General features: G+C 46.7%; 15 protein-coding genes and 1 pseudogene. 9 read left to right on the forward strand and 7 right to left on the reverse strand.

Annotated elements, in window-relative coordinates; translation table 11 throughout:
- Positions 1 to 38: 38 nt before the first annotated feature.
- Both ABD031_RS06170 and ABD031_RS06175 read right to left on the reverse strand, forming a co-directional pair.
- Positions 39 to 428, reverse strand: a pseudogene (locus ABD031_RS06170) (four helix bundle protein).
- 37 nt (positions 429 to 465) lie between these two features.
- A complete protein-coding gene (locus ABD031_RS06175; RefSeq protein ID WP_343849502.1) occupies positions 466 to 1,878 on the reverse strand; it encodes an anthranilate synthase component I family protein in 1,413 nt (470 codons plus the stop codon).
- Between the two features lie 322 nt (positions 1,879 to 2,200).
- On the opposite strand from ABD031_RS06175, the gene ABD031_RS06180 reads away from it, so the two are divergent.
- From ABD031_RS06180 to ABD031_RS06195, 4 genes are all read left to right on the forward strand, one after another.
- Positions 2,201 to 2,755, forward strand: a complete 555-nt coding sequence (locus tag ABD031_RS06180) for a hypothetical protein (RefSeq protein WP_343849503.1) — start codon at positions 2,201 to 2,203, stop codon at positions 2,753 to 2,755.
- Positions 2,756 to 2,778: 23 nt separating this feature from the next.
- Positions 2,779 to 3,006 (forward strand): hypothetical protein, encoded by a 228-nt coding sequence (locus tag ABD031_RS06185; RefSeq protein WP_343849505.1) that lies wholly within the window; start codon positions 2,779 to 2,781, stop codon positions 3,004 to 3,006.
- A 325-nt stretch (positions 3,007 to 3,331) separates the two neighbouring features.
- Positions 3,332 to 3,886, forward strand: coding sequence for a hypothetical protein (locus tag ABD031_RS06190; RefSeq protein WP_343849506.1), 555 nt, complete (start codon positions 3,332 to 3,334; stop codon positions 3,884 to 3,886).
- Positions 3,883 to 4,302, forward strand: a complete 420-nt coding sequence (locus tag ABD031_RS06195) for a hypothetical protein (protein ID WP_343849507.1) — start codon at positions 3,883 to 3,885, stop codon at positions 4,300 to 4,302. The genes ABD031_RS06190 and ABD031_RS06195 overlap by 4 nt, the downstream gene beginning before the upstream one ends.
- A gap of 119 nt (positions 4,303 to 4,421) precedes the next feature.
- On the opposite strand, the gene ABD031_RS06200 is transcribed toward ABD031_RS06195, so the two are convergent.
- The 3 genes from ABD031_RS06200 to ABD031_RS06210 form a co-directional block, all read right to left on the reverse strand.
- The gene (locus ABD031_RS06200; RefSeq protein WP_343849509.1) at positions 4,422 to 8,177 is read right to left on the reverse strand and encodes a DEAD/DEAH box helicase; all 3,756 of its coding nucleotides are present in this window, start codon (positions 8,175 to 8,177) and stop codon (positions 4,422 to 4,424) included.
- A 228-nt stretch (positions 8,178 to 8,405) separates the two neighbouring features.
- On the reverse strand, positions 8,406 to 8,807 hold the full coding sequence (locus ABD031_RS06205; RefSeq protein ID WP_343849510.1) for a hypothetical protein: 402 nt from the start codon (positions 8,805 to 8,807) through the stop codon (positions 8,406 to 8,408).
- A 4-nt stretch (positions 8,808 to 8,811) separates the two neighbouring features.
- A complete protein-coding gene (locus ABD031_RS06210; protein ID WP_343849512.1) occupies positions 8,812 to 9,666 on the reverse strand; it encodes a hypothetical protein in 855 nt (284 codons plus the stop codon).
- A gap of 726 nt (positions 9,667 to 10,392) precedes the next feature.
- On the opposite strand from ABD031_RS06210, the gene ABD031_RS06215 reads away from it, so the two are divergent.
- From ABD031_RS06215 to ABD031_RS06230, 4 genes are all read left to right on the forward strand, one after another.
- On the forward strand, positions 10,393 to 10,776 hold the full coding sequence (locus ABD031_RS06215; protein ID WP_343849513.1) for a hypothetical protein: 384 nt from the start codon (positions 10,393 to 10,395) through the stop codon (positions 10,774 to 10,776).
- A gap of 469 nt (positions 10,777 to 11,245) precedes the next feature.
- The gene (locus ABD031_RS06220) at positions 11,246 to 13,387 is read left to right on the forward strand and encodes a catalase (RefSeq protein WP_343849514.1); all 2,142 of its coding nucleotides are present in this window, start codon (positions 11,246 to 11,248) and stop codon (positions 13,385 to 13,387) included.
- 205 nt (positions 13,388 to 13,592) lie between these two features.
- Positions 13,593 to 14,915, forward strand: a complete 1,323-nt coding sequence (locus tag ABD031_RS06225) for a peptidoglycan DD-metalloendopeptidase family protein (protein WP_343849515.1) — start codon at positions 13,593 to 13,595, stop codon at positions 14,913 to 14,915.
- 205 nt (positions 14,916 to 15,120) lie between these two features.
- Positions 15,121 to 15,417 (forward strand): hypothetical protein, encoded by a 297-nt coding sequence (locus tag ABD031_RS06230; protein WP_343849517.1) that lies wholly within the window; start codon positions 15,121 to 15,123, stop codon positions 15,415 to 15,417.
- 211 nt (positions 15,418 to 15,628) lie between these two features.
- Here ABD031_RS06230 and ABD031_RS06235 read toward each other — a convergent pair whose 3' ends face one another.
- Positions 15,629 to 15,811: a hypothetical protein gene (locus tag ABD031_RS06235; RefSeq protein WP_343849518.1), complete on the reverse strand. Its 183-nt coding sequence runs from the start codon at positions 15,809 to 15,811 to the stop codon at positions 15,629 to 15,631.
- Positions 15,812 to 16,507: 696 nt separating this feature from the next.
- Here ABD031_RS06235 and ABD031_RS06240 point away from each other — a divergent pair.
- Positions 16,508 to 17,842, forward strand: coding sequence for an ammonium transporter (locus ABD031_RS06240; protein WP_425542715.1), 1,335 nt, complete (start codon positions 16,508 to 16,510; stop codon positions 17,840 to 17,842).
- 551 nt (positions 17,843 to 18,393) lie between these two features.
- Here the strand turns inward: ABD031_RS06240 and ABD031_RS06245 are convergent.
- On the reverse strand, positions 18,394 to 21,675 hold the full coding sequence (locus ABD031_RS06245; protein ID WP_425542712.1) for an amidohydrolase family protein: 3,282 nt from the start codon (positions 21,673 to 21,675) through the stop codon (positions 18,394 to 18,396).
- Positions 21,676 to 22,019: the final 344 nt, after the last annotated feature.

A 22,019-nucleotide genomic window follows, 5' to 3' on the forward strand; every position in this document is an offset into this window, starting at 1 on the left:
AAATTGAAAGATTTAAAAATTGGAAGATTTGAACCGCATTATGCTCCTTTAACTCCTCCGCCCTCAAACCCTTTTAAATATTTGATTAGCCCTTTTAATTCTCCAGAAAGATGGATTAAATCTTGATAGTAGGCCTGATAGCTATATTCCTCTATTTTTCCTGCTTTGAAAAGCAAGAAAAATTGACTCCGCAGTTCACCGCCTGACCCCTTTGCTATTTCTCGGTAGCGGATAAATTGACGCGTTTGGTTATTCACAAATCACTCGGCTATGTTGTTGGAAATAGAAATTGCTGCACCCACTAACTGATCTTTTGCCCGATAATTTTTCAATAGTTTTTCTGATTCTACCAATTGGTAAATTTTCAATCCAACTTCAATTGCGTGCTGCCACACTGGCAAATACTCGAACCGCTCGTGCTTTGCCATAACTTTTCAGTCTTCAAATTTTTAAGTATTCAAATCATTAGATTTTCTCCGCCGCTCTCAGTGCTACCCGCAAAGCTTCCAGCTTATTGGCTACTTCCTGTAATTCTGAAGGAATCGAGCTTTTGGCAACAACTCCGGCTCCCGCCTGGAAACGCAATTGATTGTTTTCTGAGACAAAAGAACGAATCAAGATCGCATGATTGAAGTCGCCGTTAAACCCCAGGTAACCGATCGCTCCTCCATAGAATTTCCGGCTGGTGTTTTCAAGCTGGTCGATCAATTCCATCGCCCGATATTTGGGCGCGCCGGAGAGCGTACCTGCCGGAAAGGTATCTGCGACCAATTGCAACGGATTGGATCCAATAGGCAACTGCCCGGTGACCTTGGATACCAAATGGATCACATGCGAATAGTACTGGATCTCCTTAAACACATCGACTTTCACGGTGTCCGAAGAGCGAGAAAGATCATTTCTGGCCAAGTCTACCAGCATCACGTGCTCTGAGTTTTCCTTGGGATCGTCATAGAGTTGTCTCGCCAACACCGCATCCTCAGCGTCATTCCCAGTTCGTCGAAATGTCCCCGCAATCGGGTAAATCGTAGCTGTTCGGTTGTGCACCACGATCTGTGCCTCCGGCGAACTTCCAAAAACCTTGAAGGAACCGTAGTCGAAATAGAATAGGTAAGGAGATGGATTGACTGATCGCAAGGCGCGATAGACATTGAACTCATCCCCTTTGAACTCCGTAGTAAAGCGTCTCGAAAGGACAATCTGAAACACATCGCCACGAAAACAATGCTCGCGGCCTTTATTCAGGATCTTTAGAAATTGCTCGTCGGTGTAGTTGGAAAACTCCTCTCCCACTTTCTTGAAGGAATAGGCAGGAATGTTCTTATTGTTGAGCAGGGTTTCGATTTCGCTCATGTATTCGGGATTTTCGGCCCCGGCAATTCGGTGTTCGAAAAGATGCAGCTCATTCTTATAGTGATCGACCACGATGATGTTTTGGTACATGGAGTACTGCATCATTGGCGTGGTATCAGGCTTGGAATTTTGGAGCTTGATGTCCTCAAAATACGCCAGCGTATCGTACTGGATATAGCCAAAAAGTCCGTTGGTGCTGAACTTAAACTTGTCCGGTGTGGGGTCAAATTTATTTCCAAATGCTCGAAGACAATCCATCAGTCGCTTTTTTGCCGACACCTCGTATTCCAAAACGTCCCCGATCGGGAGCTTTTCCTGAACCTTACCCGCGTTGCAACTGAATGTAGCCAAAGGGTTAAAACAAATGTAAGAGTAGCTGTTTTCTTGGCCATGGTAGTCGGAGCTTTCCAGCAGAATCGGATTCGCAAACCGATCTCTGATCTGTAGGTAAATGCTCACCGGAGTAATGGTATCTGCCAATCTCTTGCGGTAAGTGGTCAGAATCGGAAATTTTACGTGGCTCATTTAGGCTTGTTTTTATGGCATGAAAAAAGGCTTACCGGGAACTCCAGTAAGCCTTCTACTATGTTGTGCGCAATGTAAAATTAAGCAACGGCTTTCTGAACTTCCCCTTGGAAAGTTGAAGAATGCCACCACCAGTATTTATTTGCGATTGTTTTCATAAGTCTTTGGCAAATTTAAAAAGGGATTGGAATTTGCAAAGCATGAACACAGATTTTTATCAAAAAAAAACTGCGCCCAATTCTCTCGGTAGAGTTTATTTTTCGATCCTAAACCGGCAGGACAAAAACACGTTAAAATTTCGATAACCATCCCAATAACTAAAATGAAAGCAACCTTATTTTTATTTGCGCTAATTTTCCTTGGCCTTGCTCCACTGGCAGCACAGACCACAGCAGAGTGGAAACCAACGATGCATGAAGTGACTTTTTCATCTGATGGTGAAACCCAAGCAAAGATGGAAATCGATCAGGGCTATCGATTCGCAGACCTTGAGTTAGAGGAAAGAAGCTTCCATCTTTTTTTCAACCGAGATAATGCCAGTCTCAAAAATGCACGTATCGTAGAGCCGCAGTCCAAGCTGCAGATCGCAAGGGGAAAAGGAAGTTATTTCTGGGGCAATGCACGCTTCGAGTTTGTCGGCGGTGAAGTCTATAAAATAAAGCGAAAAAAGAATGTAAATGGCTATGAAATTATTGGACCCTATGGGACACTTTTCAAAATCGAAAATCACGCTATGACTAAAGTCAGCACTTACAATGAGCATGACTTTCTCGCTCAAGCTTTTTTTGTCTTTGAGCGGATCAAGGTGACACAAAGTCGTCCATCAGATGTGATAATTTACACCTCAAACTATTACCCTGTGACTTCAAATAAGTAATTTCGGATCACAACCGAACGTTCATGGCCAAAGCAATTGCTCAGTATTTCAAACGAATCTTTGACGACTACCAAGTCTTGGTCATGGTCAATCCGACGGACTTTACCGGCACGGAATTGATCGTGCATCCCGATGGCAAGATCGAAAAAACAGAGATGGAATTCGACGAGGAGATTTTTGAGGATCTCCAGGAGGATGAATTCAAACCATGCGGCGCGTTGGAGTTTCAATTGACGCTGGCCAAGGCGTGAAGTTCCCGACTACCATCCGCATTTGAGTGAAACCTGAATGCCCATTGAACTTCGAATTCTTTTGTTTTTTTTTGCTGCTTCCTGTCGGTTTGTTTTTCAACCGGATTACCCCATTCCTTCTAATACAGTAAAAATTACTGCTGCTTTTGCATCTTACCAAACTACAATTCGATTCTAGATCTGAATTTCTTAATACAATAATTAACTGACCATTTCAAGAAACAGGCTACAAACATCTGCAATTGAGATTTTAGCTTTCATTATTTTAAGAGAAAAGGAAAAGAAACACAAGGCCATCCGGTATTTTCGGCCTTTGTTTCAGAAAATGAAAGAGCACAAACGGATATTCCCCCCTTTGCTACTTCTGTTTGCATCCATTCAGTGTCTGTTCTTGGGCACCATCATTTTTGAAAGGGCCAATCATCTGGAAGTAGGCCTGTTTGTCCTGGTATTTCTGCTAATCCTCGGCTCACATTTTCAAACCTACTCAAAGCAGAGATTTAGCGTAGAGTTTGACCGCTGGCGGGTGGCGGTGTGGGTTTTCTTCGGTTCATTTGCAACTTTCGGTTTGAGAAACCTAGGTTGCGACACCGTGATTGCTACGGCAGTCGTGGGCTTATTTGGCGGATTATTGGAGATTGCGTTCAAGTCAAAGCCCTATTTCAGACAGGTGCCTGCCGCGATCTATTGCGGCGCTTTTATCTCGATGACGAACTTGACCAATGATGCCGGATTCATTCTCCTTGCCTCAGTTTTTACCTGCCTGGTGTTTTTTGTCAGCAAGTCGATATTGCTTGGCATCGGCGGCAAATTGGGCACGATGGCATTTATCGGTGTCGTAATGGCCTATATCATCCAATATGTCGCTGCAAAGCTATGATTGAAGAACTTGCATGGATAGGCAGTGCGGTATTTAGCGCCATTAGCACCTACTGGTTGCACACCAGATTTAGCCTCAGTCCCATCCTGGCATCCTCCGCTGTCACGCTGATTGTGGCGCTAGCAGTGCAACCGCTCAACACGTCAGAATGGGTTCAGGCGATTCCCTACGCTGCTATTGGTGGCTCCTTCATAGGTATGAGCACTAAGAAAAATATCAAAGGTTTCGAGTCGGTGTTGCTGGCTGCGCTCATTTTTGGACTTATTTTCATCCACTCCAGCAAATTCTTTGAGGGCTTCGGCGGCGCATTGGGGACATCAGCTTGCATCTCTGTACTGACCGCCATCAGCTGGAGGAAGTTAATCAAACGAACTAGACTCACGACCAAACGGGCGGTGAATCGTGTGACAAAATAGACCTGAGCACAACCCCTAATCAGGATCATAAATCAAGAAGGTAGCGCCAGCCTTTTGTTTTGAGTAGTGAAAATTCAAATCTCGGATAAATGCCTTCAAGCGAAGCTTTAGCGGTTATTTCATTCAAACAGCTTCAGCATCGTATCGCCATTCATTCCAACTAGGAATCCATCCCCTTCTGAGATCACTTCCTTGGCGAGTTTGAGTTTGGATTTTTGGAGCTCCATAATTTTCTCCTCCACGGTATCCTTGCAGATCATCCGGTAGGCCATCACTTTCTTCTCCTGCCCCATGCGGTAGCACCGATCGATCGCTTGATTTTCCACGGCAGGATTCCACCATGGGTCTAGGATGTAGACATAGTCCGCTGCAGTTAGATTCAATCCGATTCCGCCAGCTTTTAGACTGATCAAAAATACCCGGATGGAGCTATCTTCCTGAAATTCATTGACAGAATTCTCCCGGTCTTTCATCGAACTCTTGCCGTCCAGGTAGGAAAAAGGAATGTTTCGAGACGCCAATTCTGCTTTGACCAGATCCAGCATTTTCACAAACTGGCTAAAAATTAAAACCTTGTGATTGCCTGTCTTCTCAACAATATGCTCCATAAGCAGGTCGATTTTGGCGCTTTTGGCACCTTTCTCCTCTTTGCTGATCAGGTCAGGTGAATCGCAGATCTGACGTAGTTTGGTCAAGCCTTCCAATACATACATCTTGGATTGATTGGCTCCTTCTTCGTCAAATTTTCCCTGAAGAAATTCTCTGTATTCATTTCTGTAGGCTTCGTACACTTTCTTTTGCGCAGCGCCCATCTCACAATAGAGGTATTCTTCGATCTTGTCCGGAAGCTCTGTTAGTACTTCTTCTTTGGTTCGGCGCAGGACAAATGGCTGGATTTTCATACGTAAATCCTCCAATACTTCGGGATTGCCGTTTCTCAATTCTTTGAGATAATTGTCCTTGAAGCTGGAAAAATTCCTGAAAAAACCCGGATTTACAAAATTCATGTGGGCGAAGAGCTCAGCGATACCGTTTTCGATCGGGGTACCGGTCATGGCAATTTTGAGTTTCCCACGAAGCTTGGTGATTGATTTGTAGCGCAGCGAAGACACGTTTTTGATCGCCTGAGATTCGTCCGCCACGATCAGATCAAACTCCAACTGGGTCAGCAACTCCAAGTCATTGATCACCAAACCATAACTGGTCAGTACGATGGAATGCGCCAAAAGCTCCTCCACCGTATCATACCGATCTCCATGGTGGATGAAATAGTCCAGCTCAGGAGCAAATTTTTCCAGTTCATTTTTCCAGTTGAAAAGCAGGGTCGTAGGTGCCACGATCAGCACGCGAACTTTTCCCCGTGCTGCCATCTGCGAAATCAGGGTGATTACCTGAAGCGTCTTGCCGAGTCCCATGTCATCGGCCAAAATCCCGCCCCAGCCAAACTCTTGCAAAAAGCTCATCCAGTTTAGCCCCACCTTCTGATAATTCCTCAGCTCAGCCCTGACCAACTTCGGAACTTCCACGGTTCGTATTTCTTCGAAAGACTGAAGGCGATCTTTCTTCTCTGCAAGTTCTTTTTCCACGGCCGGACTGACGATATCTTCTTCGAAATCACTTAAAAGGCTAAAGTGAATCTTGGAAAGCTTGACTGTATCCCCGTCCGTTTCGGAGGATTGAATCAGCCTCCTAAATTTGCGCAGCCACTTATCCGGAATCTGCCCCAGAGAACCGTCCCCTAAGCGAACGTATTGCTCACCCGCCTGGATGGCCTGCTTGATATCCTTAAGTCGAATAGAATAATCGCCAAATTTCAGCTGCGTGGTGATTTCAAACCAATCTGAATTGGAACTGACACTCAAGGATATCGCTGGCTTGAATGGCGAATAGCGCTTCAGCGTAAGTTTGTTCAAGCCAAAAACACTGATACCCGCCGCTTTGAGTTTTTCAAAGGCTTCCAAAAACCATCTTCCTTCGGTGAATTGATTTTGCTTGAGATGGAAATATCGGTTGTTAAAGCCCCTGTCAAAGCTCGGATGCAGCGCTTGCAAAAACTCCACAAATTTGTTTTCCACTTCCGAGTTTCGGAGAAATATACTGTTGGACTCTGCTTCAAAAAGCGTATCAGCACTGAGCGGATTGGCGCTGATCTCAGCGGTGTATTTTACTTTCGGCTCAAAAATCACCAAGCCAGAAAGCTCGGTGATGTACAATTCCCGATCAGAGGGCACGCCAAGATCTACTTCAGTAATCCTGCCGGTCTCATCTGTGATCTTGGCGAAAGCCGAAAGTGGCTTAATCACATGCGTAGCAAATTCAGGGAATTTACTTTCTACAAATCGAGCGGGGACTCGATCCTTCCAATAGCCCAGCAAGGCGACGGTACCGAAATTCTCAAAAAGGAGGATGATCCTATCTTTCCAAAGCCCAAAGATCGATGATACCGAGAGCTCTTTATAGATCAATGCGATGTTCACCCGCTCCTCTCCCATGACCAACCAAGCTTGGAGTTCAAAGATAGTTTTACTCCTCACCAATGAAAACTCCAGCTCCGCGTACCGGAACTCTAAGCGCTCCTTGATGTCATTCTTGTGGAACTTGTCGTAGTAATAGCTTCCATAGCTTCTAAAAACGGGATACTGATCCTTTACTTGCGCTACAAAAGTGAGGAAAGCCTTATGCAAGGACTCTGCTTTTCTTCGCTCCAAGTAGGATCTCATCTGCTTGACTTCTAAAAGAAGGCGATTCATCTCGTCGTTTTTGGCGAGTCTGAGATCATCCGGATCTTCCAAGAGATCAAAGCGCACATGAAATCCTGCGGGATCGTTTTTTTTACCTTTTGCCACAAATGGGAAGATATTGTACAATCCCCCTTGGTCATTTATCGCTAGCGCAAATGCTGCATTATATAGCCCATACTCTTTGGAATCAGCGTTTTCAAAGACAGTACCTGCGCCAAGACCGACTATATTCTTAGATGAAAAGTCCTTGAAATCATTGCCTAGTGCAACCATATCCTTCATTCCCTCCAACTCTCCGGAATAGAAAAAACGGATCTCTCCATTCATAAAGCCGAGTTTGAAAGCTTTGTCTGGATCACTTACTACGTCCATAAGCCCCAAGATTTCCAACTTCAGAATCTTTTCTCGCAACCGCTGAGCGGCAGTGACAAGCTTAAGTTCGACAGAATCTGGGTTACTCCAGCGTTGATGAAGCCAAGCCAATGACTGCCCGTGGTTATAAGAATTCTTTTCCGAGCAAGTCACCTTCACCCTCCCCTCCTTGGGATCAAATCTCAACTGGAGCTCAATGGGCCACCCTAGCAGATTTAACTCGTATTGGACTCCATTCTCTAAAAGCTCAATATTCTGAACCCTATGCTGATTTAATAGAATGGAGTTTTGCGGCAACTTCGTCACCAAAGACTCCAATTCATCTTCGCGACAAACGACCTCTATTGGGAATATTTGTTGGTTTTTGACAGAAATAGCCTTGGTAGGCACAGCAGGGTTCAGATTCATTTTCGCAAGAGCGAACAAATTTTCGTCGCTATTGGCCTCCAAAAAACAGGCCGCAGCTGCGATATGCTTGCAAGAATCATTGCCATCAAAGTAGGCACAGTTGCACCTGGTTTCCATGCTGGGATTTTGATCGAAACCGAATCCCAACTGCTTTTTTGCCAGACAAATGGCCACGTGATAGCTCTTGCCGCTGCTCCCGTGCACGGTAAAGCTAAAGACTTTGTGGCGGCCATTTACACTCAAAAATCGCACATGATCCTTTTCAAAAAGCTCCTCGCCTCGAAACAAAATCACGTCTTCAAAACTTGCAAACAATTCCTCCAACATGAGGGTTTCCGATGCCGTAAGCGCCATACTATGCTATTTAATAAGTTGATATCGGCGTCACAGCCAAGTGAAGTTCGACAAGAGAAGCCCTATCGCGAGCCTAGTCCCTAAAAGTAAGGACCGGAAATTAAAACTGAAAAAAACAGAACCATATCTCAAAGGCAAAGATCTAAAACACGCCTATTTGACAAAAATAACAGGGATGGGATAGGTGAATAGGCGCCCGATGCCAGGACACAAAAAACCGACAACAAATCAGGCAACCGGCCCCTTCCAAGTTGCAAAGAGGTCTTTTATTGAATTGCCAATCGCACCAGGGTCCCGCTGCATGATTGCCACGCCAAGTATCAGAATTCCGGCGGCGGTATCCAGGGCCTTTTGTACGGAGGTCAATGTCCTGATTGTATCTTTGATCTCAACCGTGATGGAACTGATTTTAGCTAAGGACTCAGCCACCTCATCCATGACCAAGGTGGTCGAAAAAGCCAAAATATCCTCTCCGCAACGGAGAATCGATCCTTGTAATTCACTCAGCTCCAAATTTTCCTCCAGCGTAAGGCGATCCCAGTTTTCATACCGAAAATCTACGATTGCCGTAGCCAAGTAGAAAAAATCGTCCGATAGTTTGTTCGCTTGTTCAGAGGTCAAATTGGCCATGTTGTCAGTGATTAAGTTGATTAAATTCGGATATCAAAACCTCTACTTGAGCAGAATAATCAAGCATCGTAAGGGCAAGATTTTTGACAGAAAGCTTATCTCGGTTTTCATACAAAGCCTGATGGCCTCGGCCTATTTCTTGCAAGCCCTGTGCAAAAACATCCATCTGCTTTTCCTTGAGCTGGATGTCATCGAGAGCCTGATAATAATCTCTTGTTGCCTTTCCTTTTTCGTAGTCAGACAGCAACGTTCTGTTCATCTTCATGTCCATGTAGTATACATAGAGCCGCTCTCTTTTAAACCGCAACTCCCCCTTAAGATTTGAAAGGATAATTATCTGAAACTTGTCAAGGAGCACCTGAATCGGCCCATTCGCCTCTCCGATATAGGCAGCAATTTTTCGTTTCCGGTAGAAGTCCGTGGTGGCTCTCAGCAGCGTATTGGATATAGCAGAATAGGCTCCTACTAGGTTTTCGTCAATCTTCAGCGGTCCAAATTCAGAAGCGGTCATGGCATTGACTGCCGCGTTCGCGCTATAGTTCGTCAGCTCATTTTGAGCGAGATTTCCCAAGCCTACAAAATACCCGTTTATGGTCTGATACAAAACCCTTGTGACGCTGTCGGCCTTCGAATACAAGTCACAGGAGCACTCCAACGCTCGACTCAACTCAAACTTTCGCACTGCCTCGTCCTCACATCGATCCTTGCAATGATCCGAAAAAGTATAATCCAGATTCTCAAAATTACTGATGCTAGCCGTCGAAGTCGCCGAAAAGTTGCTTACCGACTTCAGATTGACACAGCTGAAAATGCAAAAAGGCACCATCAACCATATAACTATAAAACTTTTTTTCTTCATCCTACGGCTCATTTTCATTCGTTCAAGGATTAAATATCTCTTGTAAAAAGGCTGCCTCTCCTCACCCTGCTTGGCAGGTAAAAAAGATACGAAAAACACCCCAATAAGCCCTATCGAAAGTCGGCAATCTCCTTTTGCATAAATTTTCAAACGGCTTACTAGCCAAAAAGCAAAATTATTATCTGTTGACTTTTACCAAAAACCAAATCTAAACAAGTCAACATTTGGATTCGAAGCCGAAACAAAAAATCTCGTGAAAATCAGAAACTTAGAGTTATACTTGCCTTTTTAAGAATAGGCTAAAAATACACTTGAAAGAATCACCCTGGTCAAGATTTTCTCGGCTAGCTCTCACCGAGTCGGACTAGATGTCTACTTTTTTAAGCTAAAAACACGCATTTCAGAGTCCACATTTTGGGAAAATAGTTGTTCATTTTGTGGACTTTTCCTCATCAACAACTGTTGATATATAGCCCGAAAAGACATACCGGCGCCCTACTACACACACGAAATTACAGGCAGTCTATCGTATTGCACAACACACCGAAGCCTAGTATAAAGAGGCCAATCCCGCGCTTGAACCTATAAATCACCCGATTAACCGACGTTAGTGCCGCGCATCACCCGCTGGATCTCACAGACTTAAAGGCAGAATTTGAACCGTTTGGCAGGATTTTGAACTAGTGATGAGGTAGGTAAAATTTTCAACTTTGAAACTGATTAACCATGAAAACCCAACTAATTATCTATCCCGCCCTAATGGCTTCCCTTTTTTTTGCATGCGGAGAGAAAAGCGAAGATACCTACGAAGACAGTATCGAAGCTCAAAATGAGATGAGCGGAGAAATGCATGAAGGCGACACCAATTACGTTAAACGCGACGGAACCTTGCTGCAAGGCTCGATCGATCAGATGGACTCGGTAAATCTACCTGCTCCGATCATCAACGCCATCGAGGCAGAGTCTTCACTTTCCAAGGATAAGATCACAGGAACGAGACGGTATACCGAAAATAGTCTAAACTATTACGAGGTGACCTTTGCAACTGATGCACAAGAGTCCAAAACTGTAGTCTTTGACGAAAATGGAATGATCAAGTCAAAGGACTGACTATAGCCAATGATGATGCCTCCGGTGACCGGCATTGAGACTTTGGCTTACTTCAATAATAGACGGGTAATAATTCTTTTTTGAAAAGAAGCCGAAAAGATCCTCGGATCTATAGGAAGTCTGGCTGCGAGGAGGCGCCATCATTGTTTCGCTAGTTCTAGAATCTTGGTAGTAGTGGATCATAACCAGCTCCCTCCCCATCTCTTTTGATGGAGCGGCTGCGACTGACTGAGTTGATGCCAAAATACTCGCAATTCCTTTTGAGGCGTGTAACCTCAAAGCGTAGAACGCTACGCTATTCCCCTGGGAGGAAATTTTTCTTCGGAAAGTGCGACATGGAATACATTTCCTCAACAACAACAAAACGCCTACAGTCACCTCTGATCTCGCTGCCAAGTCAGCTATCTGACTCCAGAAAAAATACTCAGTTACAACCACTCAAAAACCCAAACGCTAATATCATATAACTATGAAAGACAAGCAGAAAAACGAAAAGCCGGAAACCAATCAGAAGCTAGACGATCTATACATGAACACGGAGGATGGTAGCGGTCAAGCGATGACTACCAATCAGGGTCTGAAGATCAACGACGATCAAAACTCGCTCACGGCAGGCGAGCGCGGGCCCACGCTTATGGAAGATTTTCATTTCAGAGAAAAGATGACCCACTTCGATCATGAGCGGATTCCTGAGCGAATCGTCCATGCGCGAGGAGCGGGAGCTCACGGATATTTCGAATCCTACGGCGACTGGTCAAAAATCACCAAAGCGGGATTTCTCGGAGAGAAAGGCAAAAGAACTCCGGTGTTCACCAGATTTAGCACGGTCGCAGGCTTCAAAGGCTCCACTGATCTAGCGCGGGACGTTCGCGGGTTTGCAGTGAAATTCTACACCGAGGAGGGCAATTATGATCTCGTAGGCAATAACATGCCCGTCTTCTTTATCCAGGACGCGATGAAATTTCCCGATCTCGTCCACGCCGTAAAACCGGAACAACACAACGAGATCCCACAGGCAGCTTCGGCTCATGATACTTTTTGGGACTTTATATCGCTGATGCCTGAGAGCATGCACATGATCATGTGGGCAATGAGCGACAGAGCTTTGCCAAGAAGTTTCAGCATGATGGAGGGATTTGGAGTACACACCTTCCGATTTATCAATACCGAGGGAAAATCTTCCTTTGTGAAATTTCATTGGAAACCTCTCGCGGGCACGTATTCTGTGACTTGGGACGAGGCAGTCAAGATCTCCGGGCAGGACCCCGATTTTCATCGCCGTGATCTCTGGAACGCAATCGACAGCGGTAACTTCCCGGAATGGGAGCTCGGCGTACAGATCGTTGCCGAGGAAGATGAGCACAAGTTCGATTTTGATCTCCTCGACCCTACCAAACTGATCCCAGAGGAGCTAGTTCCTGTAAAACTGATCGGTAAGATGGTCTTGGATGCAAATCCTACTAATTTCTTTGCGGAGACTGAGCAGATCGCCTTCCACCCCGGACATTTGGTCCCAGGTATCGATTTCTCCAACGACCCTCTGCTGCAGGGCCGCTTATTTTCCTACACCGACACGCAGCTTTCGCGCTTGGGAGGACCTAATTTCAACGAAATTCCGATCAACCGTCCGATCGCACCGGTCCACAACAATCAGCGTGGGGGAATTATGAGACAGACGATCAACGTTGGCCACACGAGTTATCACCCCAATAAGATCGGTGGAGGATGTCCTTTCCAAGCAAAGATGGCTGAAGGAGGGTATGTTTCCCATCAGGAGAAAATCGAAGGCTACAAGATCCGCAAGAGAAGTAAAAGCTTCATGGACCACTTTAGCCAGGCGACGCTTTTCTTCGAAAGCCAAACTCCCGTAGAACAAGACCACATCGTCGAAGCGCTACGATTTGAACTCGGCAAGGTAAAGAGCGAAGACATCCGCGAACGGATGGTGGGGATGCTCAGCTACGTCAACAAGGACCTCGCGAAAAAAGTGGCTGAGGGTCTGGGAATTGACCCGAACACCAAGCCGGAAGACCCCCTAAACCACAGCTATCCTGCCGATGCGGATCCGAAAGACTACCAACCAACTCAGTCAAACCCTTCACTTAAGAAGTCGGAAAAACTCAGTTTGACTGCCCGTCCTGGCAAAGGCATCAAAGGTCGAAGTATTGCCATCATCGCAGGTGACGGGGTAGATGCTGATGCTCTTGAGGCATACAAAAAAGCGATTGAAAAGGAAGGAGCTGACGTGAAAATTGTTGCTCCTCGATCAGGGGCGATCAAAGGGCAAAATGGAGAATTGATCAAAGTGGACCACAGTCTCCTGACTACTTCGTCGGTCATGTTTGATGCGGTGATGATTCCCGACGGGGCAAAAAGTGCCGAGATGCTCCAATCCGATGCGGGGGCAATCCGCTTCTTGGATGAATCGTACAAGCACTTCAAGTTCATCGCAATCGATGGTGCCGGCAAGCAAGTTTGGGACAAAACCTACGCTTCTAAAAATACCGACGTCAAAGGGGTTCTCTTCGACAAAAATGTTCAGGAGTTTATTGACTCAGTAGCCAAGCATAGAATCTGGGATAGACCGCATGCGGCAAACATCCCTGTCTGATGGACAAAAAGGCAAGACCAACAGGCTCTTGCCTTTTTTTTGCCCCTTTACCCCACATCAATTAAAGTGGTCGAAAAACAACCGGAAGCGGTTGAGTCTGAAACAAAACTTCCGGCTCGCCCTTCTTTGAAATTGCAGAAGGAATCATTCGAAAAAGAAATATCAAATCCCTTAACCTATTGCGGATGATAATCTGAAAATACTGATGAAAAACGCCAAACTCCTTTTTGCTTTTTGCGCAGCGATCGGCTTGTTATTCACCTCCTGCAACAACCGACCCCTGAGGATCTTCCAGTCGAACTCAGCCAGAACCAACTACCTCAACGCTCTCCGAAGTGCAGGAATCGACAGGACCAAAATTGGGAGAGATTGGCATTCAAGCGCAGAACAGGCCCTTCTCGATGCTCCGATACTGGAGATTCCTGCATCGATTCAGGGAAGCTTCAAGTCTAAAAGCATTGAAGCCCGGGCATGGACGATTGAGTTGGAGCAGGGCGCAACAGTGAGCGTTGCGGTACGCTGGGACGCGCGAGATAGCAGTGATTTGATCATCGATTTTTTAGCCGGTCCGGATTGGGAGGCATTGGAATCTTTCGCTTCGCAAAATAACACCGTCAACTTAGAAGCTAGCCGAAGCGGCCAATATCTAATTCGCATTCAGCCCGAATTGCTTGGAGAAGGCAACTATCAAGTGAAGGTCAGCGGGACACCAACCTATGCGGTCTTTCCCGTCCAAGGTAAAAACAGCCGGGCAATCCAAAGTGTATGGGGCGATATACGAGACGGAGGAAAGCGATCTCATGAGGGCGTAGACATCTTTGCAAGCCGAGGCACGCCCGTGCTCGCCCCTGTCGCCGGAGTCGTCACTGCTGTACGAGATCGCGGACTGGGAGGAAAGCAGGTTTGGCTGTTCGATCGCACACGCAACTGGCGACTCTACTTTGCACATCTGGACAGTCAGCTAGTCAATCAGCAGCAAGTCGTAAAACCCGGGGACACCTTGGGTCTTGTCGGCAACACCGGCAATGCGAGGACTACCGCGCCTCATCTTCATTTTGGGATCTATCAAAACGGTGCCATCAACCCCTATCCCGCGATAAAAGACACTTTCGAACCGGCGCCGGAACTCAATCCCGAATCTCCTCCCCGAGTGATGAAGGTGAAAGTCACCAAGGCAAACCTGAGAACGGGACCTAGTCTCCGCAGTGAGGTGCGCACCACCTTAGCGTTGGAGACACCTGTATTTGTCGATGCTGCCACCGCTGAATGGTATCAAGTCCGCACCCTGCAAGGGATTGTCGGCTTTCTTTCCAAAAGCGGCTTGACGCCTGCTGATTCCATACCACTTTCTGGAGGTAAGGCCGTAGCACTGACTAACCTCAATCCTTTGCTCCAGGATAGCTTATCGATTCAACTCAGTGAATTTGTAAAACTGGGATCAGGCGAGGGCTATGACCTCATTCAGGACCGCCAAGAAAACCTACTTTTCCTCCCTTCTCGAAATGTTTTGACTAGGCTAGGCAAGTAGCCTGAGCGATACCTCACACAGTTTGGGGATGTTTGTACCCAGCATGATTGGTTCGACAAACCCAAGACGAGCGCCGCTTTTTTCTATTCACTTCGAAAAGCTCCTTTTGGCCGTCTGAAGTCGGTTTTTGCGGAGACCCGCCTGTCGCCTGCAGAAAGGCACCGCAATTGTTTTTAAATTAAGATATAACCAATTCAACTAAACCATGGAAACTAACACACCGAATAACCCAAAAAGCACCAATCAAAAATCTGCTGAGGTTCTAGCCCGAGAGGCCCAAGTGACCAAAGAGGATTTAGAAGCACTCGGACCACGCGACCGTAACCTGAGAGAAGACGGTGGGGACGATGAGATGCTACGTGAAAGAAAGCGGAAGGTCGACTTTTCTGGAGACGGGTTGGATGTACCGGGCAGCGAACTGGACGATCAGCAGGAGCAAATAGGCTCTGAGGACGAAGAAAACAATTCCTATAGCAACGCTGACGAGGAAAAAGACCAGTGATCGAAAATTGATCTTCGCCTCTATGGGATTAGAAAAAATGCGAAGCAAACCAGGCATTTTAAATCAAAAATGGTATCGAATCGATTTCGGTGCCTTTTGACTTCAAAAATTTACGCGATTGCTGCCTATCCTCTGCCCGTGTTGTTGCAGTCTATGACGCGCTAAAATTCATCGGTACGTTGGCACCGAGTACACCTAAGAATACTTGGTTTCAGAAATTGGCAGCTCTTAATTTTGTGCCGCTCCTCAGAATAAGGTAGGCTCCTGCCACACCGAACGCCACCTTGACAAGCAGGTTATCTTTGGTCAGCGCCAGGGACAACACATACGATCCTGCGATCAATGAAGTAACACCTTCTGCGATATGGGTGGCTTTCTCTAGAACCTGTGGCACTTTAAAATTTTCATCGATCATGGCTATCAGCGTTAGTTTTCATTTGTTTATACTTAGGTCAAATGGGAATTGTAAAGTAAGCGTTTTCATTCTCGAAAAGAAGTCCTCCCAACTGAAGTAACGGGATACTCTGCTCCGAAGATGTTCTGGTTGGAAAGCACTTCTTCTTTTTTTGTCAATGGATAGTGGGTTAGAAAAATTCCGCTTACAGCGACATAGCTTACTCGACGCTACCTTCTTTTCGACAAAAAACCGACCAAAATTGAAAATTCCTCAGCAGCCCGAGAAACCGTTCCATTCTAGATTTTTTCTCCAACTACAGCGACAAATTCTACTTAATATGTAGAGAACCCGCGCAACGTACAGCGTTGAACACACCAAGCTAAACATCCGCTTGAGGAATCGCGCCGCGGCAAAAACCAAGTCGCCACGATACTGTAAGGTCCAGAAGAATAGCGTTTTCAGTTTTCTCCATCCGACACTATACCGAACGGTTTCTAATTATTGAAAGAGTCAATTTGCCAGATCGTCTGAGTAAGAAATTCCGGCACTACTAATACCAATCGAAAGCTGAAGGCTCAGCCCTCTTACTCCCATAGCACCCCTGCCCAAGAATTGAATTTTTATTCGGTCTTTATTAATTATTACAGAATAAAACATTTAAAATTTTACTTTTGCCCCATGGAAAAAAGTGGAATGAAATTTAAATGGAAAGTAGCTTTTCTGATTACGATAGCTGCTCCGGTCATTGGACTGTTTTGGAAACAAAGCCAACCTATCCTCGAAAATTTTGGAACTGAAGACCAATTAAACTACGCGGATATCGCCTGGCTGCTGACCGCGTCCTGTTTGGTATTGCTGATGACGCCTGGTCTGTCTCTTTTCTACGGAGGTATGGTCGGCAAGAAAAACCTCATCTCCACCATGCTGCAAAGTTTCATTTCGCTCGGCGTCGTCACCATGCTTTGGGTTGTCGTCGGTTTTAGTCTGGCCTTTGGGGATCCTATCGGCATCACCATTGACGGTGTCAAATATGGCATCTTTGGCAATCCATTTCAGTACATGTTCTTCGATCAAGTCGCGGAACTCCCCCATAAACAACTCGGCGCGTCGATCCCATTTATCCTATTTGCACTATTTCAGATGAAATTTGCCGTGATCACACCGGCGATCATCACCGGATCCTTCGCCGAGCGGGTGAGATTTATCGGCTACCTGTTCTTCATCGGCATCTTCTGCGTCTTTGTCTATGCGCCACTCGCACACATGGTCTGGCATCCCAACGGCCTGATCGGCTCCTATTTTGGCGTACTTGATTTTGCCGGAGGTACGGTCGTCCACATCAGCGCTGGCTTAGCCTCACTGGCTGGTGCGATCTTTTTGGGTAAAAGAAAAAAACCGCACCACGAACCCTCCAACATCACTTATGTGCTGTTGGGAACCGGGATGCTTTGGTTTGGCTGGTTCGGCTTCAACGCCGGATCTTCCCTTGCAGCCAACGGTACCGCGGCATTGGCATTTGCCACCACCACCATCTGTTCGGCTACTGCTATGATGACTTGGGTTCTTTTCGATCGGATTCAAGGTAGAAAGATCTCTGCCTTGCAGGCTTGTATTGGCGCAGTCGTGGGATTGGTCGTAGTCACTCCCGCTGCAGGATATATTACTGTCCCTCAAAGTTTCTTCTTTGGTGCCATCGGAGCCGTCGTATCGAACTTGGCCATGCATGCGAAGTCTTTGAAAAAGATGGATGACACCCTAGATGTCTTTGCCTGCCATGGCATCGGTGGGATCATGGGAATGATCTTGACGGCAATATTTGCCGGAAAAGAAGGCTCCAGTCTCATGAATGGCGGCTGGGCGGTCTTCGGTTCGCACATGGTCGTGCTAGTTGGTGTCTGCGTATTCTCCTTTGGTATGGGCTACTTAATCTTCTTCCTGCTCAACAAATTTGTCACCCTGCGGGTACGAGAAGAATACGAGGAAATAGGATTGGATATCTCCCAACATGGGGAATCGATTGGGCAGTGATTGGAATTCAGTGATCAGTATTCAGTGATCAGTCGCAGTTTTCAGTATCACTGAGTGAACGCCTGAATATTGACCGTTTTTGCCTACTGTTTAACAGTTACTTGTTGATATTCCAGAGTGATACTTGATCAAACGTAAGCCAAGCTCCGTGGGAGCGACCTAGTTGTAGGCTGGGGTTTCTACCCCAGGTTAAAAGGAACAACAATGTTTTTTGTTTTGGCCAAAAAGACTTGAAAAAGGAAAGTGACGCTTCGCCAAAACCGTGTCACATTAGATGTTTTATGGCAAAAAAGCGAGGAAATTAAGGTAGCCAACACCAAGATGAATTTGGTTATTTCGATTTCCAATATTTTCAAGGTTAAAAGAAAAGCAAGCCTTTTCGCTATGCAGATCTCCTTAGCATTTGCAAGGCCCTTCATGATTTTTGGATCGAAAAAATCTGCGTAAATCAGCACCTTTTTCAGCAGTGATCAGCGGAAAATAATGAGTTAAAAAAAAGAAGGCTGTCCCGCGAAAAACGAGACAGCCTTCCTATTTCTTACTTTCCTAAATTATCTCCCACAAGTACAATGAGGCACCGTCAAACCATGACTTTCTGCCTCCTCGTGCCAATTGAATATATCACTGTATTGATCCAACTCCCACCAAAACGGAGTACGGGCCTTAGCGTGATTTCCGACTTCGTTCATCGTAGCGGTATCATATAGACGTCCGTTGACCATCGTGAACTCGACATGTTGAGACTCATAGATATCCGCTAGCGGATTACCGTCGATCACGATCAGGTCAGCGAGTTTCCCCACCTCTAGGCTACCGATCTGCTCATCGAGTCCTAGAGACTTCGCACCGTTCAGCGTGGCAGCTCGCAGTGATTCCAGATTACTCATGCCACCTTGGTGCATCATCCAGGTTTCCCAGTGCATACCCAAGCCTTGGATCTGTCCGTGCGCTCCGGTATTCACCAGCACGCCAAGGTCGGATAGTTTTTTGGCTGACTGAGAGACAAGGATATGGCCGTTTTCATATTCCTCCATCGGTGCCATGATCCGATGTCTGGATCGGCTGTCGATGATCGATCTTGGGGTATATTTGAGCAGGTGCTCGTTTTCCCAGACGTTATCTTTTTGGTACCAAAAATACTCTCCACTCAGCCCTCCAAAATTCACAATCAGCGTCGGCGTATAGGCGGTCTTGCTATTGCTCCAGAGCGTTTGAACATCCTTGTAAAGCGGTGCGACAGGTACATTGTGCTCGATGGTCGTGTGGCCATCCATGATCATAGACATGTTGTGGAAGTAGTTGGCACCACCCTCTGGAACGACCAACACGTCATTTTCACGTGCAGCTTGGATGATCTGCTGGCGCTGATCTCTCCTTGGCTGGTTGTAGCTTTTCACAGAGAAAGCCCCAAAAGCCTTGGTTCTCCGGATCGCGGCACGGGCGTCCTCCAAGCTGTTGATGACCGCCTTGAAGTCGCCATCCGCGCCGTAAAGGATAATCCCTGTGGAAAAGATGCGCGGGCCGACCATCAGACCTGCTTTGATCATCTCGGACTGACTAAAGACAAACTCACTATTGCTGGAAGGATCGTGCGTCGTCGTCACCCCAAAGGCGAGATTAGTGTAATACTGCCAGTGCTTCTGACCGCTCAAACCCGAATGGGACTGACCGATGTGTGCGTGCGCATCGACCATACCTGGCATGATCGTCTTGCCTGCGGCATCGATCACCTTGGTGCCAGCCGGAAGATCCACCGTGCGCCCCACAGCTTGAATCTTATTTCCCTCGATCAGGATGGTGCCATTTTCGATGACCTCATCTCCTTTCATGGTAATGATCCGCGCATTGGTAAATGCTACCCGTCCGCTTGGTACATCGGACTTGAGCTTCAGGTTGATCTTAATGCCTGAGGTATCCATTGCCGGCAGCGTCTCCGGAGCGTCGGGAAGGAAGGCAAAGCGATCTTCCACCGCATTGGTAAAGTACTCCTCGCCCAGTGTCCAGTGGATATGTCTGGAATCCGCAGACCAGTGGATGTTGATGCCTGCATCTCTACTCAACTGAGAGACCGGAACAGAGGAACCGCTCGGCGCCAACTCTACCGTATGTCCGGTCTTTGGAAAAGGAGCCAGATAGACCCGGTGAAGGTTGATAAAGGCGATCCATTTTTCGTCGGGACTTGGTAAGATACGATTGCCGTAGCTAGAGGAAACCAGCTCACGCTCGTCGTTGCCGCTGAGATCCATGCTTTTTAACGCCTTAGTCGTGGAGCCAAAAAAGTAGCCTCCCGTCTGTACAAAGATGCGGTCTCCAGTCTGGTTAAACATCGGGAAGTCTCCATTTTCCGTCACGAACTTTTCCTCCCCTCCCCCACTCGGCATCCAATAAATCCCAGCGTCTCCGGTGTGTGTGGTACCCTGCACCCCATTTCCATTTTGACGCTTAAAGATGACCTTGCTTCCATCCGGGCTGAATGCCGGTGTACGGAAGATGCCTTTTCCGGCTGTGATCTTTCGGGGAGCCGCTTTCTTAGCAGTCCAATCATATAGGTAGATCGCTCCTTTTTGCTCGTCATTCCAAGTGACGAAAGCGATCTGAGTTCCATCCGCAGAGAATGCCGGTTCGAACTCCAAGTCAGTCAATTGAGTCAGACGCTCCGGTGTTCCGTTGGGAAGGGATTTTTTCCAAAGATGTCCGGCCGCGTTGAAGACAAGCCATTTTCCATCGGGAGAGGTCACTGCCTGTCTAACGGCTTTGGAAGTAAACTCCTCCTCAAACACCGGAGTCTGGAAACGCACTGCTTCTGCAACTTGGACCGTATTGCTGACTTCAAAAGGAATTTCTGCGACCGCATAGGATTGGGTATTTACCTTTTTGATCTTACCCTCTGCCCAGATCAGGATGTGGGTGTTGTCCGGATGCCAGGCAAAATTGGGGTAGGTCCCAAAGATCGCCCAGGATTCCTGCTGATCTTTGTCCAGCTGATCATAGACCGGCAACTCAACCTTGGTGTCGAGATCTTTGACAAAAAGCACGGACTTGGTTCTCACACGTCGGATCATCGCCAGCTTCTTACCATCTTTTGAAATTACTGGACGAGATGCGCTACCCGGCCCTCCGGCAATGGTTTCGACCTCTCCCTTTTGCCGATCATAGCGACGGATCACATAGATCTGATTGTTTGGATCTTTGTTGTATTCAAAGATCCCTCCCGGGTACATGTCTTCAGAATAATAGACGTATCGTCCATCCGGAGACACCGAAGGTTCATTCACATCTTGCTGATCGTTTTTCCTTTTGGTGAGCTGAAAACCCGCCCCACCAGTGATATGGTACATCCAGATTTCCCCGGCACCCAGGGAGCGTCTCGATGAAAAATGCTTTCTCGCAAAAACGTATTGCCCATCAGGCGACCAGGCTCCGTTGTTGAGTAACCGAAAAGATTCTTTGGTAATCGCTTTGGCATCAGTGCCATCGGCATTCATCATCCAGATATTGTCTCCTCCGCCGGCATCGCTTGTGAACAGGATCTTGCTACCATCCGGACTGAAGCGGGGCTGTACATCATTTGCCAAACCCGAGCGCAGTGCCGTCGCCTTGCCACCGGAGATAGGCATGCTGTAGATATCGCCCAAAAGGTCGAATACCAGAGTATTTCCATCCGGGCTGATGTCGATCGACATCCAGGTTCCTTCGTCGGTTTGCAGGTCTAGCGACTTAAGTCCTGCGTCCTTGCCGGCTTGATTCACGTCCCATCTCTCTTGGGCCCACAGCGAACCGACGCCCTGAAACAGCAGGTAAACTGCAACTAGTAGTCTTAATCTCATATGCATTTTTTGATTGTTTGAAGTATCGAATAAATTGGAAAAAGCAGCCATCTCACCTGAACCACTTTCGGTCTTTAGCAATCGGTTTTGAAGACAGCCGTCCGCACCAAAAAGCGGATCACTTCACTAAATATTAAAAAATCTTCCCAAATCTCCCTAAAGGACATCAGGCAGTATGATGAGCGGCGTAAAAAATAGCGGTGTTCAGTCGCAGTATTCAGACAGTTTATCCTTTGCCGTTTTGAAAACCTCGAAGGATTTCCGCCCCCTAAGTGTCGTCAATCACGGTTTAAATTTCACCAGAAATCCTTTTCAGGAAACAGAATGCTACGATCAGTCGTCAGTCGCAA

Origin of the sequence: Algoriphagus jejuensis (assembly GCF_039523455.1) — a bacterium.
GTDB lineage: Bacteria > Bacteroidota > Bacteroidia > Cytophagales > Cyclobacteriaceae > Algoriphagus > Algoriphagus jejuensis.